This is a genomic window from Pontixanthobacter rizhaonensis (assembly GCF_012972675.1).
Classification (GTDB): domain Bacteria; phylum Pseudomonadota; class Alphaproteobacteria; order Sphingomonadales; family Sphingomonadaceae; genus Pontixanthobacter; species Pontixanthobacter rizhaonensis.
In genome coordinates, this window is the sequence record NZ_JABCRE010000004.1 from 1 (window position 1) to 21883 (window position 21883).

Annotated in this window: 16 protein-coding genes, 1 tRNA gene and 1 pseudogene; 11 read left to right on the forward strand and 7 right to left on the reverse strand. The window is 56.1% G+C overall.

Annotated elements, in window-relative coordinates:
• Together HKD42_RS12810 and HKD42_RS12815 are read left to right on the forward strand one after the other, a co-directional pair.
• Positions 1–316 (forward strand): annotated as a pseudogene (locus HKD42_RS12810) (hypothetical protein); the annotation flags it as partial.
• Positions 313–564, forward strand: a complete 252-nt coding sequence (locus HKD42_RS12815; protein ID WP_170014140.1) for a hypothetical protein — start codon at positions 313–315, stop codon at positions 562–564. The pseudogene HKD42_RS12810 and the gene HKD42_RS12815, both read left to right, overlap by 4 nt.
• A gap of 68 nt (positions 565–632) precedes the next feature.
• Here HKD42_RS12815 and HKD42_RS12820 read toward each other — a convergent pair whose 3' ends face one another.
• Positions 633–2774 carry a PQQ-dependent dehydrogenase, methanol/ethanol family gene (locus HKD42_RS12820; RefSeq protein WP_170014142.1) on the reverse strand — a complete coding sequence of 714 codons (2142 nt, stop codon included), beginning with the start codon at positions 2772–2774 and terminating at the stop codon, positions 633–635.
• A gap of 107 nt (positions 2775–2881) precedes the next feature.
• Positions 2882–3640 (reverse strand): enoyl-CoA hydratase, encoded by a 759-nt coding sequence (locus HKD42_RS12825; protein WP_170014144.1) that lies wholly within the window; start codon positions 3638–3640, stop codon positions 2882–2884.
• Between the two features lie 143 nt (positions 3641–3783).
• Between HKD42_RS12825 and HKD42_RS12830 the strand changes: the two genes are divergently transcribed.
• From HKD42_RS12830 to HKD42_RS12845, 4 genes are all read left to right on the forward strand, one after another.
• Complete coding sequence (locus HKD42_RS12830) at positions 3784–4662, forward strand: dienelactone hydrolase family protein (protein ID WP_170014146.1); 879 nt, start codon at positions 3784–3786, stop codon at positions 4660–4662.
• Positions 4663–4722: 60 nt separating this feature from the next.
• Positions 4723–5499, forward strand: coding sequence for a glucose 1-dehydrogenase (locus tag HKD42_RS12835; RefSeq protein WP_170014148.1), 777 nt, complete (start codon positions 4723–4725; stop codon positions 5497–5499).
• 110 nt (positions 5500–5609) lie between these two features.
• Positions 5610–6593, forward strand: a complete 984-nt coding sequence (locus tag HKD42_RS12840; protein ID WP_170014150.1) for an SPFH domain-containing protein — start codon at positions 5610–5612, stop codon at positions 6591–6593.
• A 14-nt stretch (positions 6594–6607) separates the two neighbouring features.
• The gene (locus tag HKD42_RS12845) at positions 6608–7102 is read left to right on the forward strand and encodes an NfeD family protein (RefSeq protein ID WP_211483630.1); all 495 of its coding nucleotides are present in this window, start codon (positions 6608–6610) and stop codon (positions 7100–7102) included.
• 8 nt (positions 7103–7110) lie between these two features.
• Here HKD42_RS12845 and HKD42_RS12850 read toward each other — a convergent pair whose 3' ends face one another.
• Positions 7111–8049, reverse strand: coding sequence for an NAD-dependent epimerase/dehydratase family protein (locus tag HKD42_RS12850; RefSeq protein ID WP_170014271.1), 939 nt, complete (start codon positions 8047–8049; stop codon positions 7111–7113).
• Between the two features lie 205 nt (positions 8050–8254).
• On the opposite strand from HKD42_RS12850, the gene HKD42_RS12855 reads away from it, so the two are divergent.
• The 4 genes from HKD42_RS12855 to HKD42_RS12870 all read left to right on the forward strand — a co-directional run bounded on the left by HKD42_RS12855 (position 8255) and on the right by HKD42_RS12870 (position 12793).
• Positions 8255–8341 (forward strand) — tRNA-Leu (locus HKD42_RS12855).
• A gap of 332 nt (positions 8342–8673) precedes the next feature.
• Positions 8674–8964 carry a type II toxin-antitoxin system RelE/ParE family toxin gene (locus tag HKD42_RS12860; RefSeq protein ID WP_170014152.1) on the forward strand — a complete coding sequence of 97 codons (291 nt, stop codon included), beginning with the start codon at positions 8674–8676 and terminating at the stop codon, positions 8962–8964.
• Positions 8954–9256 (forward strand): HigA family addiction module antitoxin, encoded by a 303-nt coding sequence (locus HKD42_RS12865; protein ID WP_170014154.1) that lies wholly within the window; start codon positions 8954–8956, stop codon positions 9254–9256. Before HKD42_RS12860 ends, HKD42_RS12865 begins: the two co-directional genes overlap by 11 nt.
• A 318-nt stretch (positions 9257–9574) precedes the next feature.
• Complete coding sequence (locus tag HKD42_RS12870; protein ID WP_170014156.1) at positions 9575–12793, forward strand: glycosyl hydrolase; 3219 nt, start codon at positions 9575–9577, stop codon at positions 12791–12793.
• Between the two features lie 407 nt (positions 12794–13200).
• Here the strand turns inward: HKD42_RS12870 and HKD42_RS12875 are convergent, their stop codons facing one another.
• Positions 13201–16491, reverse strand: coding sequence for a glycosyl hydrolase (locus HKD42_RS12875; RefSeq protein ID WP_170014158.1), 3291 nt, complete (start codon positions 16489–16491; stop codon positions 13201–13203).
• Positions 16492–17010: 519 nt separating this feature from the next.
• Here HKD42_RS12875 and HKD42_RS12880 point away from each other — a divergent pair.
• Complete coding sequence (locus HKD42_RS12880; RefSeq protein ID WP_170014160.1) at positions 17011–18237, forward strand: FAD-dependent monooxygenase; 1227 nt, start codon at positions 17011–17013, stop codon at positions 18235–18237.
• On the opposite strand, the gene HKD42_RS12885 is transcribed toward HKD42_RS12880, so the two are convergent.
• The 3 genes from HKD42_RS12885 to HKD42_RS12895 are packed head-to-tail and all read right to left on the reverse strand — an operon-like array spanning position 18224 to position 21878.
• Entirely contained in the window at positions 18224–19255 is a 1032-nt protein-coding gene (locus HKD42_RS12885) for an ABC transporter ATP-binding protein (RefSeq protein ID WP_170014162.1), read from the reverse strand. The genes HKD42_RS12880 and HKD42_RS12885 overlap by 14 nt on opposite strands.
• On the reverse strand, positions 19252–20862 hold the full coding sequence (locus tag HKD42_RS12890; RefSeq protein WP_170014164.1) for an ABC transporter permease: 1611 nt from the start codon (positions 20860–20862) through the stop codon (positions 19252–19254). The genes HKD42_RS12885 and HKD42_RS12890 overlap by 4 nt, the downstream gene beginning before the upstream one ends.
• Entirely contained in the window at positions 20853–21878 is a 1026-nt protein-coding gene (locus HKD42_RS12895; protein ID WP_170014166.1) for an extracellular solute-binding protein, read from the reverse strand. Before HKD42_RS12895 ends, HKD42_RS12890 begins: the two co-directional genes overlap by 10 nt.
• Positions 21879–21883: the final 5 nt, after the last annotated feature.

Below are 21883 nucleotides of genomic sequence, written 5' to 3' on the forward strand. Positions count from 1 at the left end.
TCGCAATCGCGGCCATATTAGAAACCGTTCCGCCTATCCGATGCTGGTGACCTTTGGCGATCTGTCTGATCCCACCAGCGTGGCGCAAGTGGACCCGGATGATCTGGCGGCCAGCTTTGGGACAGGCACCACCCTTAAACGCATCACCGTGCAGATGACCGATGATCCGGTCACGAGTGGTATTGAACAGAGATTGGGGTGGTTGGATCGACATAGGGGTTCGCTGGTAAAGCGCAAACCCGACCAAACTTTAGGCGAGATGCCTGCCGCTCACCGTATTGGTAGTACTGATTTTAGACGGAAGGTTGAGTTATGAACCGTGAAGTGTTTCTTTCGTTGCTCGCGTTGGACTCCTATAGTCGAGGATATGGCCAGAATGTCGGCGGCCTCTCAAATGTCGGAAAAATTGGGACAGCGGAAATTGTTACAGATGCTTTAGCCGAGTTAGATAAAGACGACGTACTTGCCGCCGGTTTTTACGCCATCGCCTATGAGTGGCAGGGCGAGACGATCATTTCCTATCGCGGGACGGATGTTCCGGCACAGCACCGGCTAGCAGCCTAAATCTCCCCTTCTCAAGGGGAGGGGAGATTTGATTGCCTACAGTATAGTGAAGCGAAAAAACTCAAGTCCTACTGCTCGCTGGCCATCACTTTGTCTTGATTGGCGCGGAAGATTACCCATTCGCGGATCGCGTCGATCTGATCGGGCGTGAGCGAGCCGGAGAAGCTGGCCATTCCGCGATCTTTCAGCAATCCATCATGCACCACGCTTTGCCAAGCGGCTTTGTTGTCTAGGGTTCCGCTGCGGCGCAGATCGGGTAAGACAGTCGAACCCACAGCGCCCGGTGCATGGCATACCGCGCAATAGCGGGCATAGCTTTTCCCGCCAGCCGCAATCACGTCTGCCGCGGCACGGCTTGGTGGTGGATCGAGCGGAATTTGGGCTACTTCGACTTCAGCAGGTAATTCTGCCGTTCCGCCGATTTTGAACACCAGCATCCGGCTGACATTGCGCACGGGTGCTTTGCGTTTCATCAGATCGCCATCAACAGACAAGGCATAGGCGCCGCCCCAACCGGCCAGAACCGCAATATATTGCTCGCCACCGACGGTGTACGTGATGGGCGGGGCAACAACGCCTGTTTGCGCGGCGAAGCTCCATAATTTGTCGCCTGTGGCGGCATTATAGGCGTTGAATTCGCTGCCTGCAGTGCCTTGGAATACAAGACCCCCGCCAGTGGCCAGCAGGCCGCCATTCCACGGGCCTTCATGCTCGACAGTCCAGCGCGGTTTTTGTGCAACCGGATCCCAGGCTATCAGCCGGCCAGTCAGCGTTCCGGCCACTTCACGGCGGAAGCCCTCATCAGGTGGTAAATCGCCTGCGGCCAGATCAAACCCGACATTGAAGCCGCGATTGGTATCAGGCTTCCAGTCGGCTTCCGGGGCATAGACCATCGCCGCTTCCATCGCTGGAATATAGACCAAGCCTTCATCGGGGTGGAATGCCATCGGGTGCCAGTTGTGACCACCCAATGCGCCCGGCGCGACCAGTGCAGGCTTGCCGGTTTTATCAATCCGTGTTTCGGGATTTTCAATCGGCCGGCCATTTTCATCAATGCCGGTTGCCCAGTTCACCGGCACATAGGGATCACCGCTGATGAACTCGCCTGTTTCGCGGTCGAGTACGTAGAAGAAGCCGTTTTTGGGCGCTTGCATCAGCACTTTACGCTGCGTGCCTTCAATTTCCAGATCGGCGAGCATGATGTGCTGTGTCGCCGTGAAGTCCCATGTTTCGCCCGGTGTAGTCTGGTAATGCCAGACATATTCACCGGTTTCAGGGCGGACTGCAACAATGCTGGACAGGTACAGATTATCCCCTTCGCCTGTGCCATCTTCGCCGGGGCTCCGATATGAACGGTTCCACGGGCTGCCATTGCCTACACCGATATAGAGCAGATCCAGTTCGGGGTCATAGGCCATCGCGTCCCACACGGTGCCGCCGCCGCCAATGCCGCTTTCACTGCCCAACACATCGCCGGACCATGTCTCTGCCGCTTTCTGAAGATATTCGGGAGAGCTTTCATCCTCGTCACCCGCTGGTACAGTGTAGAACCGCCATAATTCGTCACCGCTGCCGGCATCATAGGCGGCGAAATAACCGCGCACGCCAAATTCCGCGCCGCCATTGCCGATCAGCACTTTGCCGTCGATTACACGCGGCGCGCCGGTTACGGTGTAGCTCTTATCCTGATCAACAGTGACTTTTTCCCATACGACCGTGCCAGTGTCCCGCTCCAGCTTGACGAGGCGCCCATCAAGCGTTCCGAGGAACAAATGATCGCCCCATGTGGCAAGCCCGCGATTGACGACATCGCAGCACGCCTTAACCGCTGTTTCACCGGGAACTTCCGGATCATAGGTCCATAATTCTTCACCAGTCACGGCGTTATAGGCCTTCACTTTGCTCCATGCGGTGGTGAAATACATGATCCCGTCAATGACTAGCGGGGTCGCTTCCTGACCGCGCGCCGTATCCATATCAGCGGACCATGCCAGACCCAGTTCGCCGACATTGTCGGTATTGATATCGGACAACGGGCTGAAGCGTTGTTCTTCGTAATTGCGCCCGTATGTCAGCCAATTGGCATTATCGGTTTGCGCGCCAAGCAGACGTTCAGCATTGATGCCGCTTTCGCTCATGGCTTCTTTGCAGGATGTCAGTGTAGCGGTGGCAGTTAGCAGCGCCACTGCGGCCAGTGCGACTCTTTTCATCAGGTACCCTCTCCCAAGTACTTTACCGTCTCAGGCGCTGTATTCAGTCGCCCTTTGAAACCTGTGTGCCGAAGTTTTGTAGCCGAGTCTATGGGGTCATTTCGCCGTCACTTAAACACCGCCGGGCGTTTCTGCATTTTGGCTGCGACGCTTTCGGCAAAATCAGGCGACAGCAATTGCTCGCGGAAATATTGGCTTTCGGTGTGCATATGCGCGGTCACTGCTGCGCGGTTGTGACGGATCAGTTCTTTGGACCGTTTCATCGCAGACGGCGCTGAATTGGCGACGGCCAACGCCAACTCCTGGGTTTTTGTTTTGAATTCAGCTGCGGAAAATACCCGCGCCACCAAACCGAATTGCAACGCTTCCTCTGCGGTGAGAGCACGCCCAGTCAGGAACACATCATTGGCTACCGCCATGCCAACGGCAGCCGGAAGTAGCATTGATGATGCCGCCTCCGGAACCAAGCTTAGGCTAACGAATGGTGCCGCAAATGTGGCTGGCTGTGCGGCATAGACGAGATCGCAATGAAGCAACATGGTCAGCCCGACCCCGATGGCAGGGCCGTTGACCGCGCCTATTACCGGTTTTTCGCATGTTTGGATCGTATCCAGGAAGCGCGCAACGGGAGGCAATTCGTCGCTTTGACTGCCGGTCGAAAAATCCGCCAGATCATTTCCAGAAGTGAAGTAGTCGCCTGCACCCGTGATCACCAATGCGCGGATGCTATCATCGGTGCCGTATTCGATCAGTGCGTCGGCCATCGCGGCATACATGGCCTGGTTGATAGCGTTCTTTTTGTCGGGCCGATTGATCGTGACGGTGGTGACGCGGTTTGCGGTCTCTACGCGAATTTGATCAGTCATGGGCGAGCTTTCGATATAATTGGCAGGAATGTAGGTTTGGCGCTGCGTAACCAAGCAGAAGCCCGCGCGCAATCTTACGCTTAGCGCTTGCAGTCTGGATGCGGGGGCAGCATGATCACCAAATAGAGCATTGGAGAAAACAGATGTGTGATGAAGCTGCAATTACCCGCTGGGCCAAAGAGGGGTTGAACCGCCGGCAATTTGGCGTGTTGGGCGGGATGGCCGCGGTGGCAGCCTGTTCGCCCGTCGCGGAAGGGGCGGATGACGATACCACTTTACCCGCGATGAGTGAGAGCAGCGTTAGTTTTGAAACCGCTGACGGCACAATGGATGCTTTTTTCGTTGCTCCGGACAGTGGCCCTTATCCGGCAGTGATTTTGTGGCCTGACATTGCAGGTTTGCGCGAGGCGAAACGGAACATGGCGCGGCGTCTTGCCGGGCGGGGCTATGCCGTGTTGGTGCTCAATCCCTATTACCGTGATCAAGCGGGGCAAATCTGGGAAGATTTTGCCGATTTTGCGGGCAATGAAGGCTGGCCCAAAGCGCGCGAGATGCGCAAAAAACATACGCCTGAGGCGATCATGAATGATGCGCGGGCGGCCGTGAAATGGCTTGATGAACAGAGCGGAGTGGATAGCAGCAAAGGGATCGGCACCCAAGGTTACTGCATGGGCGGTCCGTTGGCGATGTGGACTGCCGCTGCCGTTCCAGGCCGGGTGAAAGCTGCCGCCAGTTTCCATGGCGGCGGGTTGGTTATCGCTGATGATCCCATGAGCCCGCACACATTGATTGACGGGACAGAAGGTCATTATCTCATTGCCATTGCCCAAAATGATGACGCAAAGGCACCAGAAGAAAAAGACATTCTGAGTGATGTAATCAGTCGGACCGGATCTGGCAGTAAAGTAGAAGTCTATGCTGGCGACCACGGTTGGACCGTGCCGGATTCTCCTGTCTATGCAGAAGCACCCGCCGAACAGGCATGGGCTGATCTGCTGGCTGTGTATCAAGGCGCGCTTTGAATTTTTAAAACGGGTGGCCCAGACCGGACCCGGCTGGATTGATTGGAAAATAGAATGACAATGAAAACTCTTTTTGATGTTGCTGGCAAAGTCGCAGTAGTAACCGGCGGTTCCAGCGGCATCGGCGCGATGATGGCGCGCGGTCTGCTGGAAAATGGTGCGAAAGTCTACATCACCGCCCGAAAAGCCGAACGCCTTCACGCGATGGCGGAAGAGCTGTCTGAATTTGGCGAATGTATAGGGATCCAAGGCGACATGGCTTCTGTCGAGGGGATTGAGGCCTTTGTCGCAGAGGTTAGCAAGCACGAAGACAAGATTGATATTCTTATCAACAATGCCGGCGCGAATTGGAGCGCGCCGATTGAAGACTTTCCTGAAGGCGGCTGGGATAAGGTGATGGATATCAACATCAAATCCATCTTCTTCGCTACCCAGAAATTTCTGCCTTTGCTGAAAGCTGCTGGCAGCAAAGACAATCCCGCGCGCGTGATTAACATTGCCTCCATCAATGGCATCCGCAATTCGGGAATGCCAACCTATGCCTATTCCGCGAGTAAATCTGCGGTCATCCATTTGACCGAGCATCTGGGCGCTGATCTCGCTAGCAGCGGGATCAATGTAAACGCCATCGCGCCGGGCCTGTTTCCCAGCAATATGACCAAGCAGATTGTCGAAAATGACGCGATGACGGAATTCACGCTGACCAAGATACCGCGCGGCCGGATGGGCAAACCGGAAGATATCGCCGGCACCGCAATTTTCCTATCCAGCGATGCATCATCATGGATGACCGGCCAAACGATTGTGCTCGATGGCGGGATGATCTCCACTGCCTAGATTGACCGCTTTGCAGTTTCGCCGCGCCGAGGTAGTACTGTCTACAGGGCTTAACGCCGAACCACCGCCGCGCCTATGTGCGGGGCGAAACACACGCTGAGGATACTATAATGGACGTCGTCATTCTGATTTTGTTGCTGGTTTTGCTGGTCGCGTTCCTGCTGATGGCGGTGCGTGTGGTAAAACAGGGCTTTGTGTATACCGTTGAACGGTTCGGCAAATACACCATGTCGGCAGAGCCTGGTTTGCATATCATTGTGCCTTTTATCGACCGGATTGGTCATAAGATTAACATGATGGAGCAAGTGCTCGACATTCCCGGTCAGGAAATCATCACGAAAGATAACGCCATGGTTGGCGTTGATGCTGTGGTGTTCTTCCAGGTGTTGGATGCTGGCAAGGCGGCGTATGAAGTCAGCAATCTCTATGGCGCTATCATGGCGCTCACGACAACCAACCTGCGGACCGTCATGGGCAGCATGGACCTTGATGAGACACTTTCCAAACGGGATGAAATTAACGCCCGTTTGCTGTCCGTAGTCGATCAGGCGACATCGCCTTGGGGAATCAAAATTACGCGGGTGGAGATCAAAGATATCCGCCCACCCATCGATATTTCCGAAGCAATGGCACGGCAAATGAAGGCCGAGCGCTTGAAACGTGCGGAGATTCTGGAAGCCGAAGGCGATCGGGCATCGAACATTCTTCGGGCAGAGGGCGACAAGCAATCTGCCATTTTGACGGCGGAAGGCGAGCGTGAGGCTGCTTTCCGGGATGCTGAAGCGCGTGAGCGGGCGGCCGAGGCAGAAGCGAAGGCGACCCAGATGGTTTCTGATGCTATCGCCAGTTCCGGCAGCCAAGCGATCAATTACTTTATCGCTCAGGAATACACCAAGGCAGTCGGAAAATTTGCTGAAAGCCCGAACGCTAAAACAATCCTATTCCCGGTTGAGGCGACACAGTTGATCGGATCGTTGGGCGGTATTGGCGAATTGGTGAAAGATGCGGTTGGCGATCAAGCGCGTGGTTCCGGCACCCCCATACCGCGCAGCAAACCGCGGGCGAGCGTCCCTCGTTCTTCGGATAAGAGCTAAAAGGGACAAAGCCGATGGATATTTTTGAAGGCCTGGATGCGGCATGGGTTTGGCTTGCAATAGGCCTTGCTTTGGCGGCGCTGGAGCTGGTTGTACCGGGCGTGTATCTTATTTGGCTGGCTGTGGCCGCTATTGCCACGGGTGCACTTACCTTTGTTTTTGACTGGGGTGTGCCGTTTCAAGTGGTCAATTTTGTCTCGCTTGCTCTGATCGCCGCATATTCTGCCAAACGGTTCTTGCGCGATAAGCCGATCGTCAGCGATGACCCCTTGCTCAACAACCGCGGTGGCCGAATGATTGGCGAGAGCGCAGTTGTCACCCAGGCAATTGATGGCGGGGAAGGCCGGGTTAAAGTTGGCGACAGCGAGTGGATTGGCCGCGGGCCCGACAGCCCTGTTGGAACGCGTATGTTGATCACTGCAACGAAGGGCCCGATCCTGACGGTTGAGCCTATCGTCGTCGATGTCACTCCAGCGTTGGGCGCTGAGGCAGACGGTAAAACAGCCTGAGCCTGTGTCTAGGCAGCTACTGTAAACCGGCCATATTTGCGGTAACGTTTCATCCATCGTTCCAAAAACAGGTCCAGCGGTTTGGGCTCTAGCCCCAGCTGTTTCATGCCTGGATACTCACCCGACGGTACATTTCCGGCTTTGAGCAAAATCCATTGATCGCGGCCCATCGGCGTTAATGGCATGGCTGCAAAAATCCCGGAAATCGGGTCAGGAACTTTAATAAAAGTACGGTCGCGCCCTTGCGCATCGGCGATTTTCTGGTGCAATTCCAGCATCGTGATCGGCTCAGGGCCGGCAATCTCGAAGATTTTTCCGCCATGTTTGGCCGGGTTTGCGAGCGCCGCAACCACCGCATCCGCCGCGTCATCCACCCACATCATCTGCAATGGTGCATCGGGTCCGAAAACCGGCAGTGCTGGTAACATCCGGACCATCCCGGCAAACATGTTAATGAATTCGTCTTCCTCACCGAACAGAATTGAAGGGCGCAAAATGACGGGCTTGGGGAAGGCATCATGAACCAGCTTCTCGCCCAGAGCCTTGGCCCGCGCATAGTCGGCCTCGGATTCTGCGTCAGCCCCAATAGCACTGACATGGACCATGGCCTTGGCACCCGCGGCCTTGGCCGCTTCCGCGACATTGCCCGCGCCTTTGCCGATCAGTTCCATCAGATCGCCGTCAAACGCACCGACCAAATTCACGACCAGGTCAGCCCCTTGCATAATGGCGGCCACACTTTCGGGCTTCGTGACATCGCAGCGCGCAAATTGCAGTTGGCCTAAATCGGCCAATGGCTTGATATTGAACCCTTTTTCCGGATTGCGGCTGGCTATGCGCAACCGCGCTCCGCGTGCCAATAAGTCCTGAGCGATATGACTGCCGAAATAGCCACTGCCTCCGACCATAACGACCAGTTTGCCGTCTAAATTGTTCATACTTGCCATGTCCGAAATCCGCTTCTCGATACACGCCATAGCCGGCGCAGAATTATTGGTAGCCCCATGCCGCAATGTGCGGCGGCTCGCAACAGTTCCCGAAAGCCCGAATGCGGTGAAACGCAGAATCGTAAATACATTGACAGGCCGCCTGCCTGCCCGCTATCGGCGCGCTCCTATCACAAGGACAGCTACATGGCTGCCTTGCTCCGGTGCCCAGATGGCGGAATTGGTAGACGCGCATGCTTCAGGTGCATGTATTCGCAAGGATGTGGAGGTTCGAGTCCTCTTCTGGGCACCATTGACTTAAGCTACTGAAATATAATGAGAAAATGACAATTTTTGAGGACTCACATTGGTTCTCCAAACTATTGTCTCGGCTCGTCTTTTCCGTTCTCTTTCAATGTCTATCGGTCTCCATCGTTCGAATCTCTGTTAGTCCCGGACCATCCCGGCCTTCAATTTTTGCGGGCCTTTCTGTGGGCTTCTGAGAAAGCCACATTCCGAGGCCCGCAAATGCTTTCTTCGGCGACCCATTTTTGAGTGTCGACCGGGTCCGATTCCAGCTGAAAGAATTCTGTCGTGCGTCGCGCGACGCTTGACAAAACAAAGCTTAATGGTTAGCACGACCCCATGGAAATCAAATCCATTAGGCACAAAGGCCTGCGCCGCTTCTTCGAAACTGGCAATGCTAAGGGCTTAGTGGGTGATGTCGCCAGGCTGCGCAAGATGCTTGCCTTTATCGATGCCGCTGAAAGTATGGATGAGCTGTTCGTACCACCAAACTTCGGCCTCCACGAACTTACTGCAGACCGGAAAGGCACTTGGTCTATGACTGTAATACGCAACTGGCGCTTGACCTTCAAAGTGAATGAAGAAGGCGCGCTGGTCGATATGGATCTGGAGGATTATCATGGCGCTTAAAACGCACTCGTCGCTTGCCATCCATGTCGGTGACTGGCTCAAGAGCGAAATTGTCGAGCCTGTCGGCGTCAGCGTGACTGATCTTGCGACACACTTCGGTGTCTCGCGGCAGGCGCTGAGCACGCTGCTTAATGGCAATGCCAGCCTCTCTGCTGATATGGCGATCCGCTTTGAGAAGGCCTTCGGGATCAAGGCCGATACTCTGCTGCGGATGCAGACAGCCTATGAGCTCGCACAAGCGCGGGCGCATGAGGACGATATCAAGGTCGGGAAGTTTGCAGAGGCAGCTTGACGGCTGCCGACCTGCGTCTGGAAACTGCCGACCGGAAAGCCACCGAACTTTAGAACCAGGTAGATACCCGCCCGTAAATTGCGCGGCAGAAACTGGGCCGGAAGCTGACAGTCCGGTATTGGCTCCAGCAGCATTGAAAGCCGCCCTTCGGCAACAGATGATTGACGATGTGGGCGCCGGCCCTTCATCTATAAAGAATCTGAAATTCCACTGCGCCAAGAGAGCCAAATATGCGATCACAATTGATTGCTTGTGATTGTTTATGCCCTATTGTAGCGCGATAGACATCATCGAGCATGTTCACGGGGGAGAAGGTCAGTGAACTTTGACATCGCAAATTGGAGCTTCGGTCTCAAAGCAGGATTTATCCAGCTCGCACTGGCGATTGCCGGCGCTACAGCCACTACAAACGCATTTGCGAACCCGTCGATCCAAGAGCTAAAAGCGGAGTTCCAGTCCCCTCCGCCCGATGCCCGTCCGTGGACATGGTTTCACGTGATGAGCGGCAATATGAGCCGCGAGGGCATTACCAAAGATCTAGAGGCAATGGCCGATGCAGGGGTCGGCGGCATCGTGCTGTTTCACGTTACTCAGGGCATTCCGCATGGGACGGTGCGTTTCAACTCGCCCGAGCATCTGGACCTGATCGCGCATGTCGCGGCAGAGTGTGAACGGCTGGGCCTGCTGTTTAATTTTCACAACGCGGACGGCTGGTCATCCAGCGGCGGGCCGTGGATTACACCCGAGCAATCTATGAAGCGGATTGTCTGGAGCGAAACGATCGTCGAGGGCGGTCCCGTGAATGTGCAGCTGCAGCAGCCAGTATCACGTGCAGGATTGTACGAAGATGTGGCGGTAATTGCCTATCCGGCCCTCGCAACTGAGAAGCTTGATGCAAAATTGAGCCCTACCATCTCTGCGTCTGATCCAGCATTTTCAGTCGATCTGGTCACTGACGGTAATCGCGAAACCCAAGCCATTCTGCCTGCCAGCGAAGAACAGCCGGGCTGGGTGAAATTCGCCTACGACAAAGCCGTCACAGTCCGAAGCCTGCTGCTGGAAAACTCCCCGAGCAGAGGGCTCGCGGCGAGCCTCGAAAAATCGGATGACGGAGTGACGTGGGAGAATGTGAAGGCTTTCAAAACGCGCCGTATCGGCAAGTTTGAATGGATGGTCGATGATGCATTTGCCCCTGCCACAGCGCGCTATTTCCGAGTCACCACCCCGGCGGAGATCGAGTTTGGCGAGCTTACATTGTCGGCGGTTCCGCGTATTCCCGATGTGACCTTGCACACCAGCATGGCGCAGGGTTCCGGCACGCAATTGCCCGACAAGCTGGATAGCGCGTCCGAAGCGCTTATCGATCCGGCGCAGATCATCGACCTTTCGGCTTCTCTGGATGATACGGGCAAGCTGAATGCCACTCTCCCCTCTGGCGATTGGACGGTCTTGCGCTTCGGTTACACCTCAACCGGCGCGACCAATGTCATTGCGTCCCCCGAAGGGACTGGTTTCGAAGTCGACAAATTCGCGCCTGCCGCTTTCAAAGCGCATTATGACGGCTTTATCGGGCCAGTGCTCGACCGCGCGAGAGCTGTCGCGCCCAACGCGACAAACGGTGTGATGATCGACAGCTACGAGGTCGGCGGCCAGAATTGGACTGCTGGGTACGAAGAGCTTTTTGCAGAAAAGTTCGGTCAATCAATTGTTCCATGGTTACCCATCTATACCGGGCGGCTTGTCTCCAGCGCGAAGGACACCCGGGACATGTTGGCTGAAATACGCTCCTTCAATGCTGATCTGATCCGCAACAATTATTACGGCGTGTTTGCCGACATGATGGAAAGCCAAGGCTTGGAAAGCTACGTCCAGCCCTATGGCATGGGGCCGTATGACGACGTTGATATCGGTTCCACCGCATCGGTCCCCACCGGCGAATTCTGGATGGGTCGCGAGGTCGCGCAGCTTAACGATGCAGTCTCTGCTGGCCGGCTTTACGGAAAGAAAATGATCGCCGCCGAAGCCTTCACGGCGTTCGAATCCATCAATTGGCATTTCTCGCCTGCGCTTGCGAAGAAATGGGGGGATAGGGCGTGGGTCAACGGGATCAACCAGTTCATGTTTCACCGCTTCGCGCATCAGGCCAACACCCATGTCATGCCGGGCATGACCATGAACCGCTATGGCTCGCATTTTGACCGCACCCAACCGTGGTGGGATCAGGGCGGCAAGGCGTGGTTCGAATATATGGCGCGGGGGCACTACTTGCTGCGTCAAGGCGTGCCGGTGGTCGATATTGCCCTTTATGTAGGCGCAGACAGCCCTGTTGGATGCCCTGAGAAGAACAGCATGACAGATCGTCTTCCCAAAGGCGTAGAATTCGATTGCCTCAACGAAGAGACGCTGCTGAAGCGCTCGCAATTTGTTGATGGCAAACTCGTTGTACCAACCGGACAAAGCTACGGGATGATCTGGTGGCCGCAAAATCGTTTCCCCAGCGACGCAGCGCTTGCCCGGATGGAGGAAGCCCGCGCAGCGGGGGTCGCAGTTGCGCTAGCCCATCAAGGTGATGACGCCAAACATGTCTTTGCTCAGCAAGGGCTGTCTCCTAGGATCACTTCCGATTATGCACTTCCCTTGTTCACTCAGCGGCGCGTGGGTGGAACGGATTTCTTCTTCCTTCTTAATTTGGGCGAGGAGGACCAGTATTACGACTTAGCCTTTGCTGCGCGCGGACATGCTCCCGAATTGTGGGACCCCGTGACGGGCACCACCCGTCCAATGGCCTCACAGTTGCAAACGAACGGCACGACTGCGGTGACCATCAGGCTTATGGCTGGCGAATCCGCCTTCCTCGCATTCGACCCCAAATACACCTTCAAGCAACCGGTGCCGGTAACGCGGTTCCGTGCGCAAGACCTTACCGGGCCATGGGCGATTGCATTCGATCCGCTCTACAGCGGAAAGGCCACGATCAAGACCGACACATTGTTCGATCTTCGCACGTCCGAGGATCCCGAGATCAAGCACTTTTCGGGCAAGGCGACATATCGCCACACATTCAACTGGTCAGGCAAAATGACCGAGGGCGAGCGCATCCTGCTCGATCTCGGACAGGTCGAGGTAACTGCCAGTGTTAAATTGAACGGCCGCGATATCGGCACCGTGTGGACGTCACCCAACCAGCTGGACATTACAGCGGCCGTCATGCGCGGCGAAAACACGCTTGAAATTGAGGTTGCCAATCTCTGGGTGAACCGCCTGATTGGGGATGAAATGCTCGAAGATACGAGTGGTTTTGTGAAGGCTGAACGCTGGCCTAAGAACACCATGGTCAAATGGTATAGCGACAATCAACCTCTGCCCCCCGGCTCGCGGAGAACCTTTACCACTCAGGACTTTTTTGCCGCAGATGATCCACTCGTGCCCTCGGGCTTGATCGGCCCGGTGCAATTGATCCGTGAAAGATCGCACGGGCAGTCAAATGCGAACGCCGCCGACGAGGCATTGGAAGCCCCTGTTCGTATTGCAGATTAGCCAATCCGGCGCGACCGCTTTCGGGCACTAAGAACTTGGGTGGGAAAGCGAGTTCCGGCTCGCAAAAGCGAGTAGTCGACGACGTGGTCTGAGCCCCTAGATTTCCTCCAATGATAAGTAGAGTCCGGCCCTGACAAGGAGACGGACGAATGAAGCGGAGCAGGTTCAGCGAAGAGCAGATCATCGCTGTGTTGAAGGAGCGAAGCATCGAGTGGCACTACCTCGCGCCGGGCATCAAAACGGCCCAAGGCGATACTCGTAGATGGTAGAAACTTCGGGCTTAGACGATTCCGTCAGGCCTGATAGGGCCGGTTCGGATCATCACCGAAGTTTCGCCCCGCGAGGGCAATACAGCCGGAGCCGAATAGTATTACTATCCCTGCATGATCAGATGGTTGCGGAGCGCTTCACGGGATCGCTGGTCTTTCAATTATGACGGGGCCTAGCAATCCGCCTGGGAGCAACGCAGAATTGGCGTCATAATGATCGAGCACGGTTACAGTTTGGCGCGGCTGCGAGGTATCGCGAAGGTCACCAATGATGCGGTTGGCCCATGTATTGATGACATCGATCTCCAGTTCATTGCGGCCAGACTTGATCGCAAAAGACAAGTCCACTTCCCAGGGATGAGACCACACAGTTGCCCCTGCTTCACCGTTCAGGCGAACAATGGCGAGGTCGCGCACCTTACCCAGTTTCAAGTAAACCTCGTCCCCATCCTTTCCGTCGTATTCGAACGAAATTTTGTAGGTCGCTTTCCCGCTATGGTAACGCACTGCGTCCTCAGAATGCGCTGCCCAATCGACAAGAGTTTCAAAGGTTTTCAACATCGGACCCGTTCGTTCGTTGTGGAATTCAACTGACCATGGCCCGTCAAGCGTGAGCAGCGTGGACCTCATCTGGGCCGCAACATAGTCTCGAAGGTCACTATTTCTGACATCGGTGAAAGCCACAAATACGGATTGGTGTTCGGCAAGGCTAATTTCACCGACAGAGCCATCCGTGCCCGGATCGGGCAAAGCAAAACGGCGTCCGGTGACTGGATCCCACAGTTCGGCATATTTGCGGATCGATCGAAATCGCGGGCTGATCGTAGCCGGCTCGTCAAGCTGGTTCGAAACGAAATATATATCCTCGCTAAGTGTGCGGCGATGGTTCCACATTATGTTTTTGCTATCGATGCCGGATATATCGGGTGTCCGCCCCAGGCTTCTCAAAGCGGCTTCGAGATCGTCTCCGCAAAAGATTTTGCCCCGGCCATACGAAACCATCCGAGACGCGCTGCCCTGACATTCACCCCACATGCTTTGAGCGAGTGATTGCACTTCTGCATCGGCAAGTCCGAAATCCTTCATGCTTGGCGATCGGACCGGGCGCTGGCCAAAGACAGCCGCTCCCGCTTTCACCATTTCCGAAAGACGACGGAGCAATTCGGGCCGCATCGTATTCTGCGGCGGAAGCACCAGCAAAGCGTATCGCCCGCCGTCGGCGCGAACCAAATCGCCACCACCAACGTCCAGCAAACTCTGGATCGCCTCACCGTTCACAAAATCATAGTCATAGCCGGGGGGCAGCGCCGGCTCGACGATACCGATCATCTTGGGCACATCTTCGCCAATGAAATAGGCAATATCAGCAACATTGTGGCCCTGCTGCAGAACACCGTGCTGGCGCTTCAAATAGTCAAACCACGATGCCGATTCCCCAAACCAGGTGTTGTTGCGATTGAATTCGGTCCCGAACCAGGCATTGACACCTGGCAACTCATCGCGCGGCTGATGGATATACACATGCATCACGAAGTGGTTGATGCCCTCCGCCGCGGCCCGGTCTCCCACTTTTCTGAGTGACCACGGCGCAAGCGACCAGGCAGCAGTGCGATTATTCGTGAATGCTTCGGCTGAAATCCGCTGCTTTCCGTAAACGTGTCCGGTAGAGGCTGCGGCCCGGATTTCTATATCGCCGCGTCCTTCGGGATTGACCCAGAATTCGGCCGCGACCTCATCGGATTGCCCGCCATATTGCATGAACTCGCCGGGAAAGCCCCAATGACCGTAATTTTCGATCCATAGTTTCAGACCATTTTCCCGCGCCTTTTTCTGTAGCCCGCCGACATATTCATAGGCAATCATGTCCGCGACCAAGCGGCGCATATCCCAGAGAAAGCGTTCCGATTTGTCGCGCGTTTCCACCACCCGCCCTGTCAGCACTGGAAGCCATGGCACCGGGTCATAGCCATACGCGTCGAGGAACCGTTTGCGATAGCCATCGGTCCAGTTCTGTGCGCCTTGCTCGTAGCTGTCAGCTACTACTGTCCTGAAGGATTTTCTGCGTTCCGGCGGCAAGCGCCGCAGTACTTCTCCGACATAGGCGTCAAAATGGCTTTCGACATGGTTCCTGTTCATCTTGTCGATTTCGAGGCCGGTCGCAGCCGGGGAGGACGGCCCGTTCTTGACGTTAGTGGGAGCCAGACCAAACTGGGCAATCACCCAGTTCCCTCTTGGCGCATCCCACGAAAGTGTCCCATCGCCTGCGACAAAAGCGCTTATGTCGCGGACTTCTCCAACCGAAACCGCAAGCGATGGATCGTCAAGTGGCACCGGATCGTCCCACATATATGCATCCCAAAGCGGCTTCGGAGTCTGCCACAGCTTGCCCAGCTGTTTTTCGTTCTGCCGTTCGACACGTCCGGCTCCGGTGAGCCGGATTTCTGCCAGAGGAACCGACGGTCGGCCCTGCAGAGACGTGATGGTCAATCGGAATTCCCGGGCAGTCGCCGGGGGAAATGTAATGGTGACCGGTCCGTCATTTCTGGGCCCAAGTTGCGGGCGGATCACCCTCCGATCAACCTCGAAGTCGGCAACTTTGCGGAATGTGCCCTCTTCGCCGGCCTCCAGCGATATTTGCGCGAACATGGTTTGTGCAGCTGGAAATATTTCGATCGCCCGGATCGTCTCCGGCTCATTGGTGCGCAAGACGATCTCTGCAGGGTCGCCGCCGGTTCCGTTCTCTGCGGGAATCGAAGTGACGCTATCAAGGTTGCCATCGAACAGAGATGACAGATCGCCACTTGAAAGATTCGAACGGATGGCATCCCAATCCAGGGCGATCGCGTGCCCGTCAAACGCCGGCGCAGGAAAAGCGAGTGTCGCAATGGGCTGAAATGATGTGGTCGGTTGCTCGAGAGTAGTCGTTATCCGCCTTCCGCCTTCAACATTCATCGACCGCGAAGTGACAAAGCGCATCGACTGCTCGGGCTTGACCCATGGCCCGCCAGACTGGCTCCAGCCGGGCGAATTGAACAAACCTACATCCACACCGATGCGTTGCCCCTCCTCAATGGCGAAAGTAACCATCTCCCACCAATCCGGGGAGAGGGACGCTATCGGCCCGCGGTTGCTCTTGTTTACGTCAACATTGCCGATCAACGCTTCTCCGATACCCACCCGCTTCATCGCTTCGAGATCTTTGGTGATCCCGTCGCGGGAGATGTCATCGCTTACCCAGTACCAATAGGTGGAGGGTTTGGCGGTGCCTGGCGGGTCTACAAAGGCCAAGGACGCAGGTCCCGCAGGCGCCTCGGCCAGCGGCGTTTCATAGGAGGGATTTAGTGATGCTGTACAACCACCAGCGATCGCAGCCGCAACGGTACAAAACGTCAATCCAAGTGTTCTACGATACGAAAAAAGTCTCATCATTATCCGAATGCCGCAATCGTTGATATATGCTTACATTCAGACAGTCTGGCAGACCAGCCTTAAACCTTGCCAGCCAGATTGGTTTCTTTTCTGACCCATTTTATCTTGGAGGTCTCAAGGCCGTCGCATTCCCGACCCCGACACCACAAATCTCAGTGACCTCCGCTCTAGTATCCGTTTCCACCCATCTCAGAGACGGGGTCGTCCCCTAAATACGGTCATTAGAGGCTCGAAGCTCCCTCAGTTCGCGCGCGGCAAAAATACTATTTTATATCAGATGGTTAAGAATTTGAGCCAAGGGCGAGCGGGCCTAATTGCGGGCCTTTTTACAAAGGCGCTCAGATTTACACTGTAGGAACAGGGGGTTACTTCACCAGTGCGATGCTTCTTCTGGGCACCATTTGTTTTCAAGATCTTTCTCCTTCAATATCTGGCTATGGTTGGTTCCTGAGAACACCGTACTGCGCGAGAGTTTTTGCAGGGTGCGTGGCACAGCGGTTTGGTGGTAGGGCGCAAGGCATGAAGATTGTTATCGCAGGTGCCGGAATTGGCGGATTGACTGCTGCACTGGCCTTTAGCCAGTTGGGGCACGCGGTGACCTTGCTTGAAAGCGCAGCAGAGATTGATGATGTCGGCGCGGGTATTCAGATCAGTCCCAATGCTTTGAAAGTGCTTGATGCGCTGGGCGTCGGCGAGGGCGTCAGGCGTGCCGCATTCCGGCCGCACGCTTTGGAAATGCGTATGGGACGTTCTGGCCGCGAGGTCTTCACTGTGTCCATCACTGATGCGGCAACAACTGATTGGGGTGCGGCATATTTGCATCTGCATCGGCCGGATTTGATTGCGGCCTTGCTGGAAAAGGCGCGGTCTGCCGCTGCAATCAGGATTGTTTTAGGCCAACGGGTGACTGGCTTTTCACAATCGCCCGAGTCTATCGCTGTTCGCTGCGCGGATGGCACAGTGATTGATGCAGATTTATTGGTTGGTGCGGACGGTATCCGGTCGGCCGTGCGCGAACAGATGTTGGGCAAACAGCAACCAAACTTTACCGGCAATGCAGCCTGGCGGCTTGTCGTACCCACCGAAAGCTTGGGTGATTATGCTCCGCCACCGACAGCCTGCGTGTGGGTAGGCGCTGGCCGTCATGCGGTGACATATCGCCTTCGCGGCGGGGCCCTATCTAACTTTGTGGGTGTAGTTGAACAATCCGATTGGACCCATGAGAGTTGGACGGATCGAGGCACGAAAGCGCAAGCGCTTGCCGATTTCGCTGGATGGCATCCCACAATTGAGACGATGATCACCAAGGCTCGGGAGCATTATCGCTGGGCATTGTTCGATAGAGAGCCGCTGCCGTACTGGAGTGAGGGACGGGCGGTCTTGCTGGGCGATGCGTGCCATCCGACCTTGCCATTTCTGGCGCAGGGGGCGGCGATGGCGATCGAGGATGGCTTTATATTGGCGCAGGAAGTTTCCGCCCGTGATGAAGCCGGGCTACCTGACGCGTTGAGTGCCTATTTCGATCGCCGCATTGCGCGGGTCAGCGCTGTCCAACGCGGGTCGCGGGCCAATATGGGCCGGTTTCACAGGAAGAACCGTTTGTCGCAATTGGCCACATATGGTCCAATGCACATTGCCGGACGGCTGATGCCCGGCGCCATTTTACACCAGATGAATTGGCTCTATCGGTACGATGCGACTGGCGCGACTGGCGCGACCGGCACCCCTGATGCTACTGGGCGATAATCTGGCAGAACGCAGGGTTTAAAGATGTACGAACCATTTGGCCGGCCGGGATAGCGGGTTCGACGGGCGCGCGGACATTCCAGCGCAGCGATGTCGGTGCTTCAATCGTCAGCGCTTGATTGGCCCCGAGAGTATGGGTTTCCTTGACAGTATTTTCTGCTGATGGATCTGCGGTGATGACAACGCCTTCTGGCCGCACAAGCAATTGCGCCGGTCCATCGGCCAGTTCCGCCGCATCGATCTGACCAAAAGGAGTGACGAAGGTGCCATCTTTCACAAAACCATCATATGCGTTCACATCGCCAAGCAAACCGGCGGCTGCGGCAGAAACAGGCCGAAGATAGAGTTCTGCTGGCGTCCCGCTTTGGACGATCCTGCCATCAATCATCAAGGCTAAAGTATCGGCCATATACATGGCCTCCTCCGCATCGTGGGTCACCATCAAGGCGGCTGCGCCCTGGGCGGCAATGGCCTGTAGAGCGATGTCGCGCAACTTCGCCCTAAGGCTTTTATCAAGGCCAGAGAACGCTTCGTCCAGCAGTACGGTTGACGGGGCCGGGGCAAGCGCGCGGGCCAAGGCAACGCGCTGTTGTTCCCCGCCCGACAGCATATGAGGGTAATCGTTTGCCCGGCTATCCAACTGGACCTGCGCCAGCATTTCTATGGCCCGATCTTTGCGTGATGCTGCCGAACCCGTCCGAAGGCCGAACATGACATTCTCGATAATGCTGAGATGCGGGAAGAGCGAAAAGTCCTGGAATACCATCCCGATATTGCGGTGCTCCGGCCGGACAAGCGCCCGACCGTTAGTCAATGCCTCGCCCGACACAGATATGGTCCCGGCGTCGCAATCTTCCAATCCTGCAATGGCCCGCAACAGGGTCGATTTGCCCGCTCCGGAAGGGCCAAGGATCGCAGTGACGCGCCCGGGCTGGAGTTCGAGATTGACGGCGTCCAGAACCCGCCGTGTGCCGCGTGTTTTGGTCAATCCTGATATCTGCATAACGGCGTGTGTCATGCTGTATTCCTTACTGAAAGCCAGCTGATTAGCATCATCACCGGCACGCCCAACCCGACCAATATAAGAGAGGGCAGGGCGGCCTGCGCCAAACGTTCGTCAGACGCGAAATGATGCGCACTTATTGCCAGCGTGTCAAAATCGAGTGGCCGCAAAATCATGGTTGCGGGCAATTCCTTCATCACCTCGATAAAGACCAGCGCGGCGGCTGTCATCAGCCCGCTTGAGGCCAGCGGCAAGTGTATCTTGCGGAGAATTTCAAATCGGCTGGCGCCAAGCGATTGGGCGGCTTGGTCCATGGTCGGGGTGATCCGCACCAATGCACTATCGCACGGGCCGATGGCTGCCGCAGCAAACCGGGCCTGATAGGCAAATAGCAGCGCGAATATGCCGCCGCCCGCGATTGCAACGCCGGTCAAACCGCCGACTGAACTGAGTGCGCTTTGCAAGCCGCCCAATATGGCAATCACGCCTAGCGCGGCAACGGCGCCGGGCACGGCATAACCGGCATGAGCAATGCGAACGGAGAGTTTTGCCAATGCCCCGCCACTGCGCGATGCATATGCCGCGCCAAGGCCGAACAGCGTGGCCAGCAATGCAGAGCTTGCAGCAAGCAGCACGGTTCCTTGCAATGCACCCCAAACCGGCGCGAGGCGCGGTGCCTCTAACGCCAGCACAGCCAGATGTGCGGCAGGCACGAACAGGCCGATCGTTGTGGGCAGCAGGCATATCGCCAAAGCCAACAAGCCTGCCGGCCTGCTGAGAGCGACCCGCGGATACGGTTTGTGACGGCCGCCAGCTTGGGCGACACTGCGTTTGCGGCGCATCCAGCGTTCAAAACCGAAAAACACCAGTGTCAGGATCACAAGCATCAACGCCATCCGCGCGGCTGCTTCGGGGTCACCGAATGAAATCCACGCGCGGATAATGCCGACCGTAAATGTGGGAGAGCCCAAGAAATCGACCGTGCCGTAATCGGCCAGCGTTTCCATCGCGACCAAAGCGACACCAGCCATAATGGCTGGCCGGGCAATTGGCAGAGCGACTGTCCAGAACGCCTGAAGCGGGCTGGCGCCCAGAATACGGGCCGCTTCGAAACTCTGGCTTCCTTCGCTGGCGAAGGCTTGCCGCGCGAGCAAGAAAACATAGGGGTAGAAGCAAATGGAAAAGACAAAGGCAGCCCCAGCCACGCCGCTTACGACCGGTATGTAATCACTCAAAACGCCGCCGCTCGTGGTCATTGAGAGCCAGGCATAGGCGGCGACGTAGCTCGGCATCGCCAGTGGCAGCGGCAACAATACCATCGCCGCTGTTCGGCCCGCAAATTCATAGCGGGCGATCAACCACGCGGTTGGAATGGCCAATAGGGTGGTTCCCATCATGGCGGACCCGACGAGAATGAGAGAATTGACGGAATAGGTGAACAAGACCGTGTCGATCAAATGATCGAAATGCCCACCTCCGTCAGACACAGCCATAGGTATCAGGGCCATGATCGGCAGCGTGCAGATCATGGCCCCAATGATACCGGCTATTTTCGGGTCAAAGCTCCAGCGCGGTGCGCCTGATTGTCCCGAATTTCGTGTGAGAGTGTTGCTCAGGGCCATCCTGCTTTATCGAAAATCTGCTGCGCTTTGGCCTGATTTTCACCAAGCTTGCCCAGCGCAATAGGGTCGATTGTCCGATTGTCCAAGCTCGGAAGCGCAGGATTGTCGTAAGCCACACCGGTCACTGGATATTCGCCGGTCAGTTCGGCAAAGAACCGTTGGGCTTTTTCCTGCATTGCAAATTCAATAAATTGCAGCGCAAGTTCCGGATGCGGCGCGTTTTTGGCAACGCCGATACCCGATACGTTCAAGTGCACTCCGGGTGCTTCTTCGGGCCAGAATATTTCAAGACCTTTCAGAGTTTCGGGCTCTTCCCGCATCAGTCGCGCGAAGTAATAGTGATTGACCAAGGCGACGTCACATTCGCCAGCGATCACCGCTTTGATCTGGTCAGTATCGCCGCCCAAGGGTGCGCGGGCGAAGTTGGATGCAACACCAGTGGCCCATGCTTCGGCTTTGTCTTCACCCCAACGATCTATCAAAGCGCCGAGCAGAGAGATGTTGTAAATGTTGCCTGAAGACCGCACGCACACACGGCCTTTGAACTTGGGGTCAGCCAAAGATTCGTACCCGGTCAGCTCGCCATCAGAAACGCGATCTGTCGCTTGGACGATAACACGCGCTCTGCTGGCCAAGCCATACCACAGGCCATCAGGGTGGCGCAGACCGGATGGGACCGCTTCTTCCAGCGCTGGCGACGTAACCGGCGCAAACAACCCTTCCTGTTCAGCTCTCCATAGACGGCCTGCATCAACCGTAATGATTACATCTGCAGGACTGTTCTCGCCGTCGGTTTTTACCCGTTCTACCAGTAAGTCCCCATCTGCTTCGATGGTTCGTACATCAACGCCTGTTTCTTTCTCAAAAGCTTCATAAAGCGCGTAATCGGAATCGTAATGGCGGGAAGAAAAGACGACGAGCGTATCGCCGTCACCGCCCGTATCACTGCCCATTTCACCGCACGCCGCCAAAGAGACGACAAGCGGAGCCAGTCCTAATAATTTCAAAAGCCGCATATTCT

What these genes read in the sequence shown, in the direction of transcription:
- HKD42_RS12820 (WP_170014142.1), bottom strand. Translation starts at nt 2,774, where the DNA reads ATGAAAAGAGTCGCACTGGCCGCAGTGGCGCTGCTAACTGCCACCGCT.
- HKD42_RS12860 (WP_170014152.1), top strand. Translation starts at nt 8,674, where the DNA reads ATGGAAATCAAATCCATTAGGCACAAAGGCCTGCGCCGCTTCTTCGAA.
- HKD42_RS12815 (WP_170014140.1), top strand. Translation starts at nt 313, where the DNA reads ATGAACCGTGAAGTGTTTCTTTCGTTGCTCGCGTTGGACTCCTATAGT.
- HKD42_RS12835 (WP_170014148.1), top strand. Translation starts at nt 4,723, where the DNA reads ATGAAAACTCTTTTTGATGTTGCTGGCAAAGTCGCAGTAGTAACCGGC.
- HKD42_RS12830 (WP_170014146.1), top strand. Translation starts at nt 3,784, where the DNA reads ATGTGTGATGAAGCTGCAATTACCCGCTGGGCCAAAGAGGGGTTGAAC.
- HKD42_RS12840 (WP_170014150.1), top strand. Translation starts at nt 5,610, where the DNA reads ATGGACGTCGTCATTCTGATTTTGTTGCTGGTTTTGCTGGTCGCGTTC.
- HKD42_RS12885 (WP_170014162.1), bottom strand. Translation starts at nt 19,255, where the DNA reads ATGACACACGCCGTTATGCAGATATCAGGATTGACCAAAACACGCGGC.
- HKD42_RS12850 (WP_170014271.1), bottom strand. Translation starts at nt 8,049, where the DNA reads ATGGCAAGTATGAACAATTTAGACGGCAAACTGGTCGTTATGGTCGGA.
- HKD42_RS12895 (WP_170014166.1), bottom strand. Translation starts at nt 21,878, where the DNA reads ATGCGGCTTTTGAAATTATTAGGACTGGCTCCGCTTGTCGTCTCTTTG.
- HKD42_RS12890 (WP_170014164.1), bottom strand. Translation starts at nt 20,862, where the DNA reads ATGGCCCTGAGCAACACTCTCACACGAAATTCGGGACAATCAGGCGCA.
- HKD42_RS12825 (WP_170014144.1), bottom strand. Translation starts at nt 3,640, where the DNA reads ATGACTGATCAAATTCGCGTAGAGACCGCAAACCGCGTCACCACCGTC.
- HKD42_RS12865 (WP_170014154.1), top strand. Translation starts at nt 8,954, where the DNA reads ATGGCGCTTAAAACGCACTCGTCGCTTGCCATCCATGTCGGTGACTGG.
- HKD42_RS12880 (WP_170014160.1), top strand. Translation starts at nt 17,011, where the DNA reads ATGAAGATTGTTATCGCAGGTGCCGGAATTGGCGGATTGACTGCTGCA.
- HKD42_RS12875 (WP_170014158.1), bottom strand. Translation starts at nt 16,491, where the DNA reads ATGATGAGACTTTTTTCGTATCGTAGAACACTTGGATTGACGTTTTGT.
- HKD42_RS12845 (WP_211483630.1), top strand. Translation starts at nt 6,608, where the DNA reads ATGGATATTTTTGAAGGCCTGGATGCGGCATGGGTTTGGCTTGCAATA.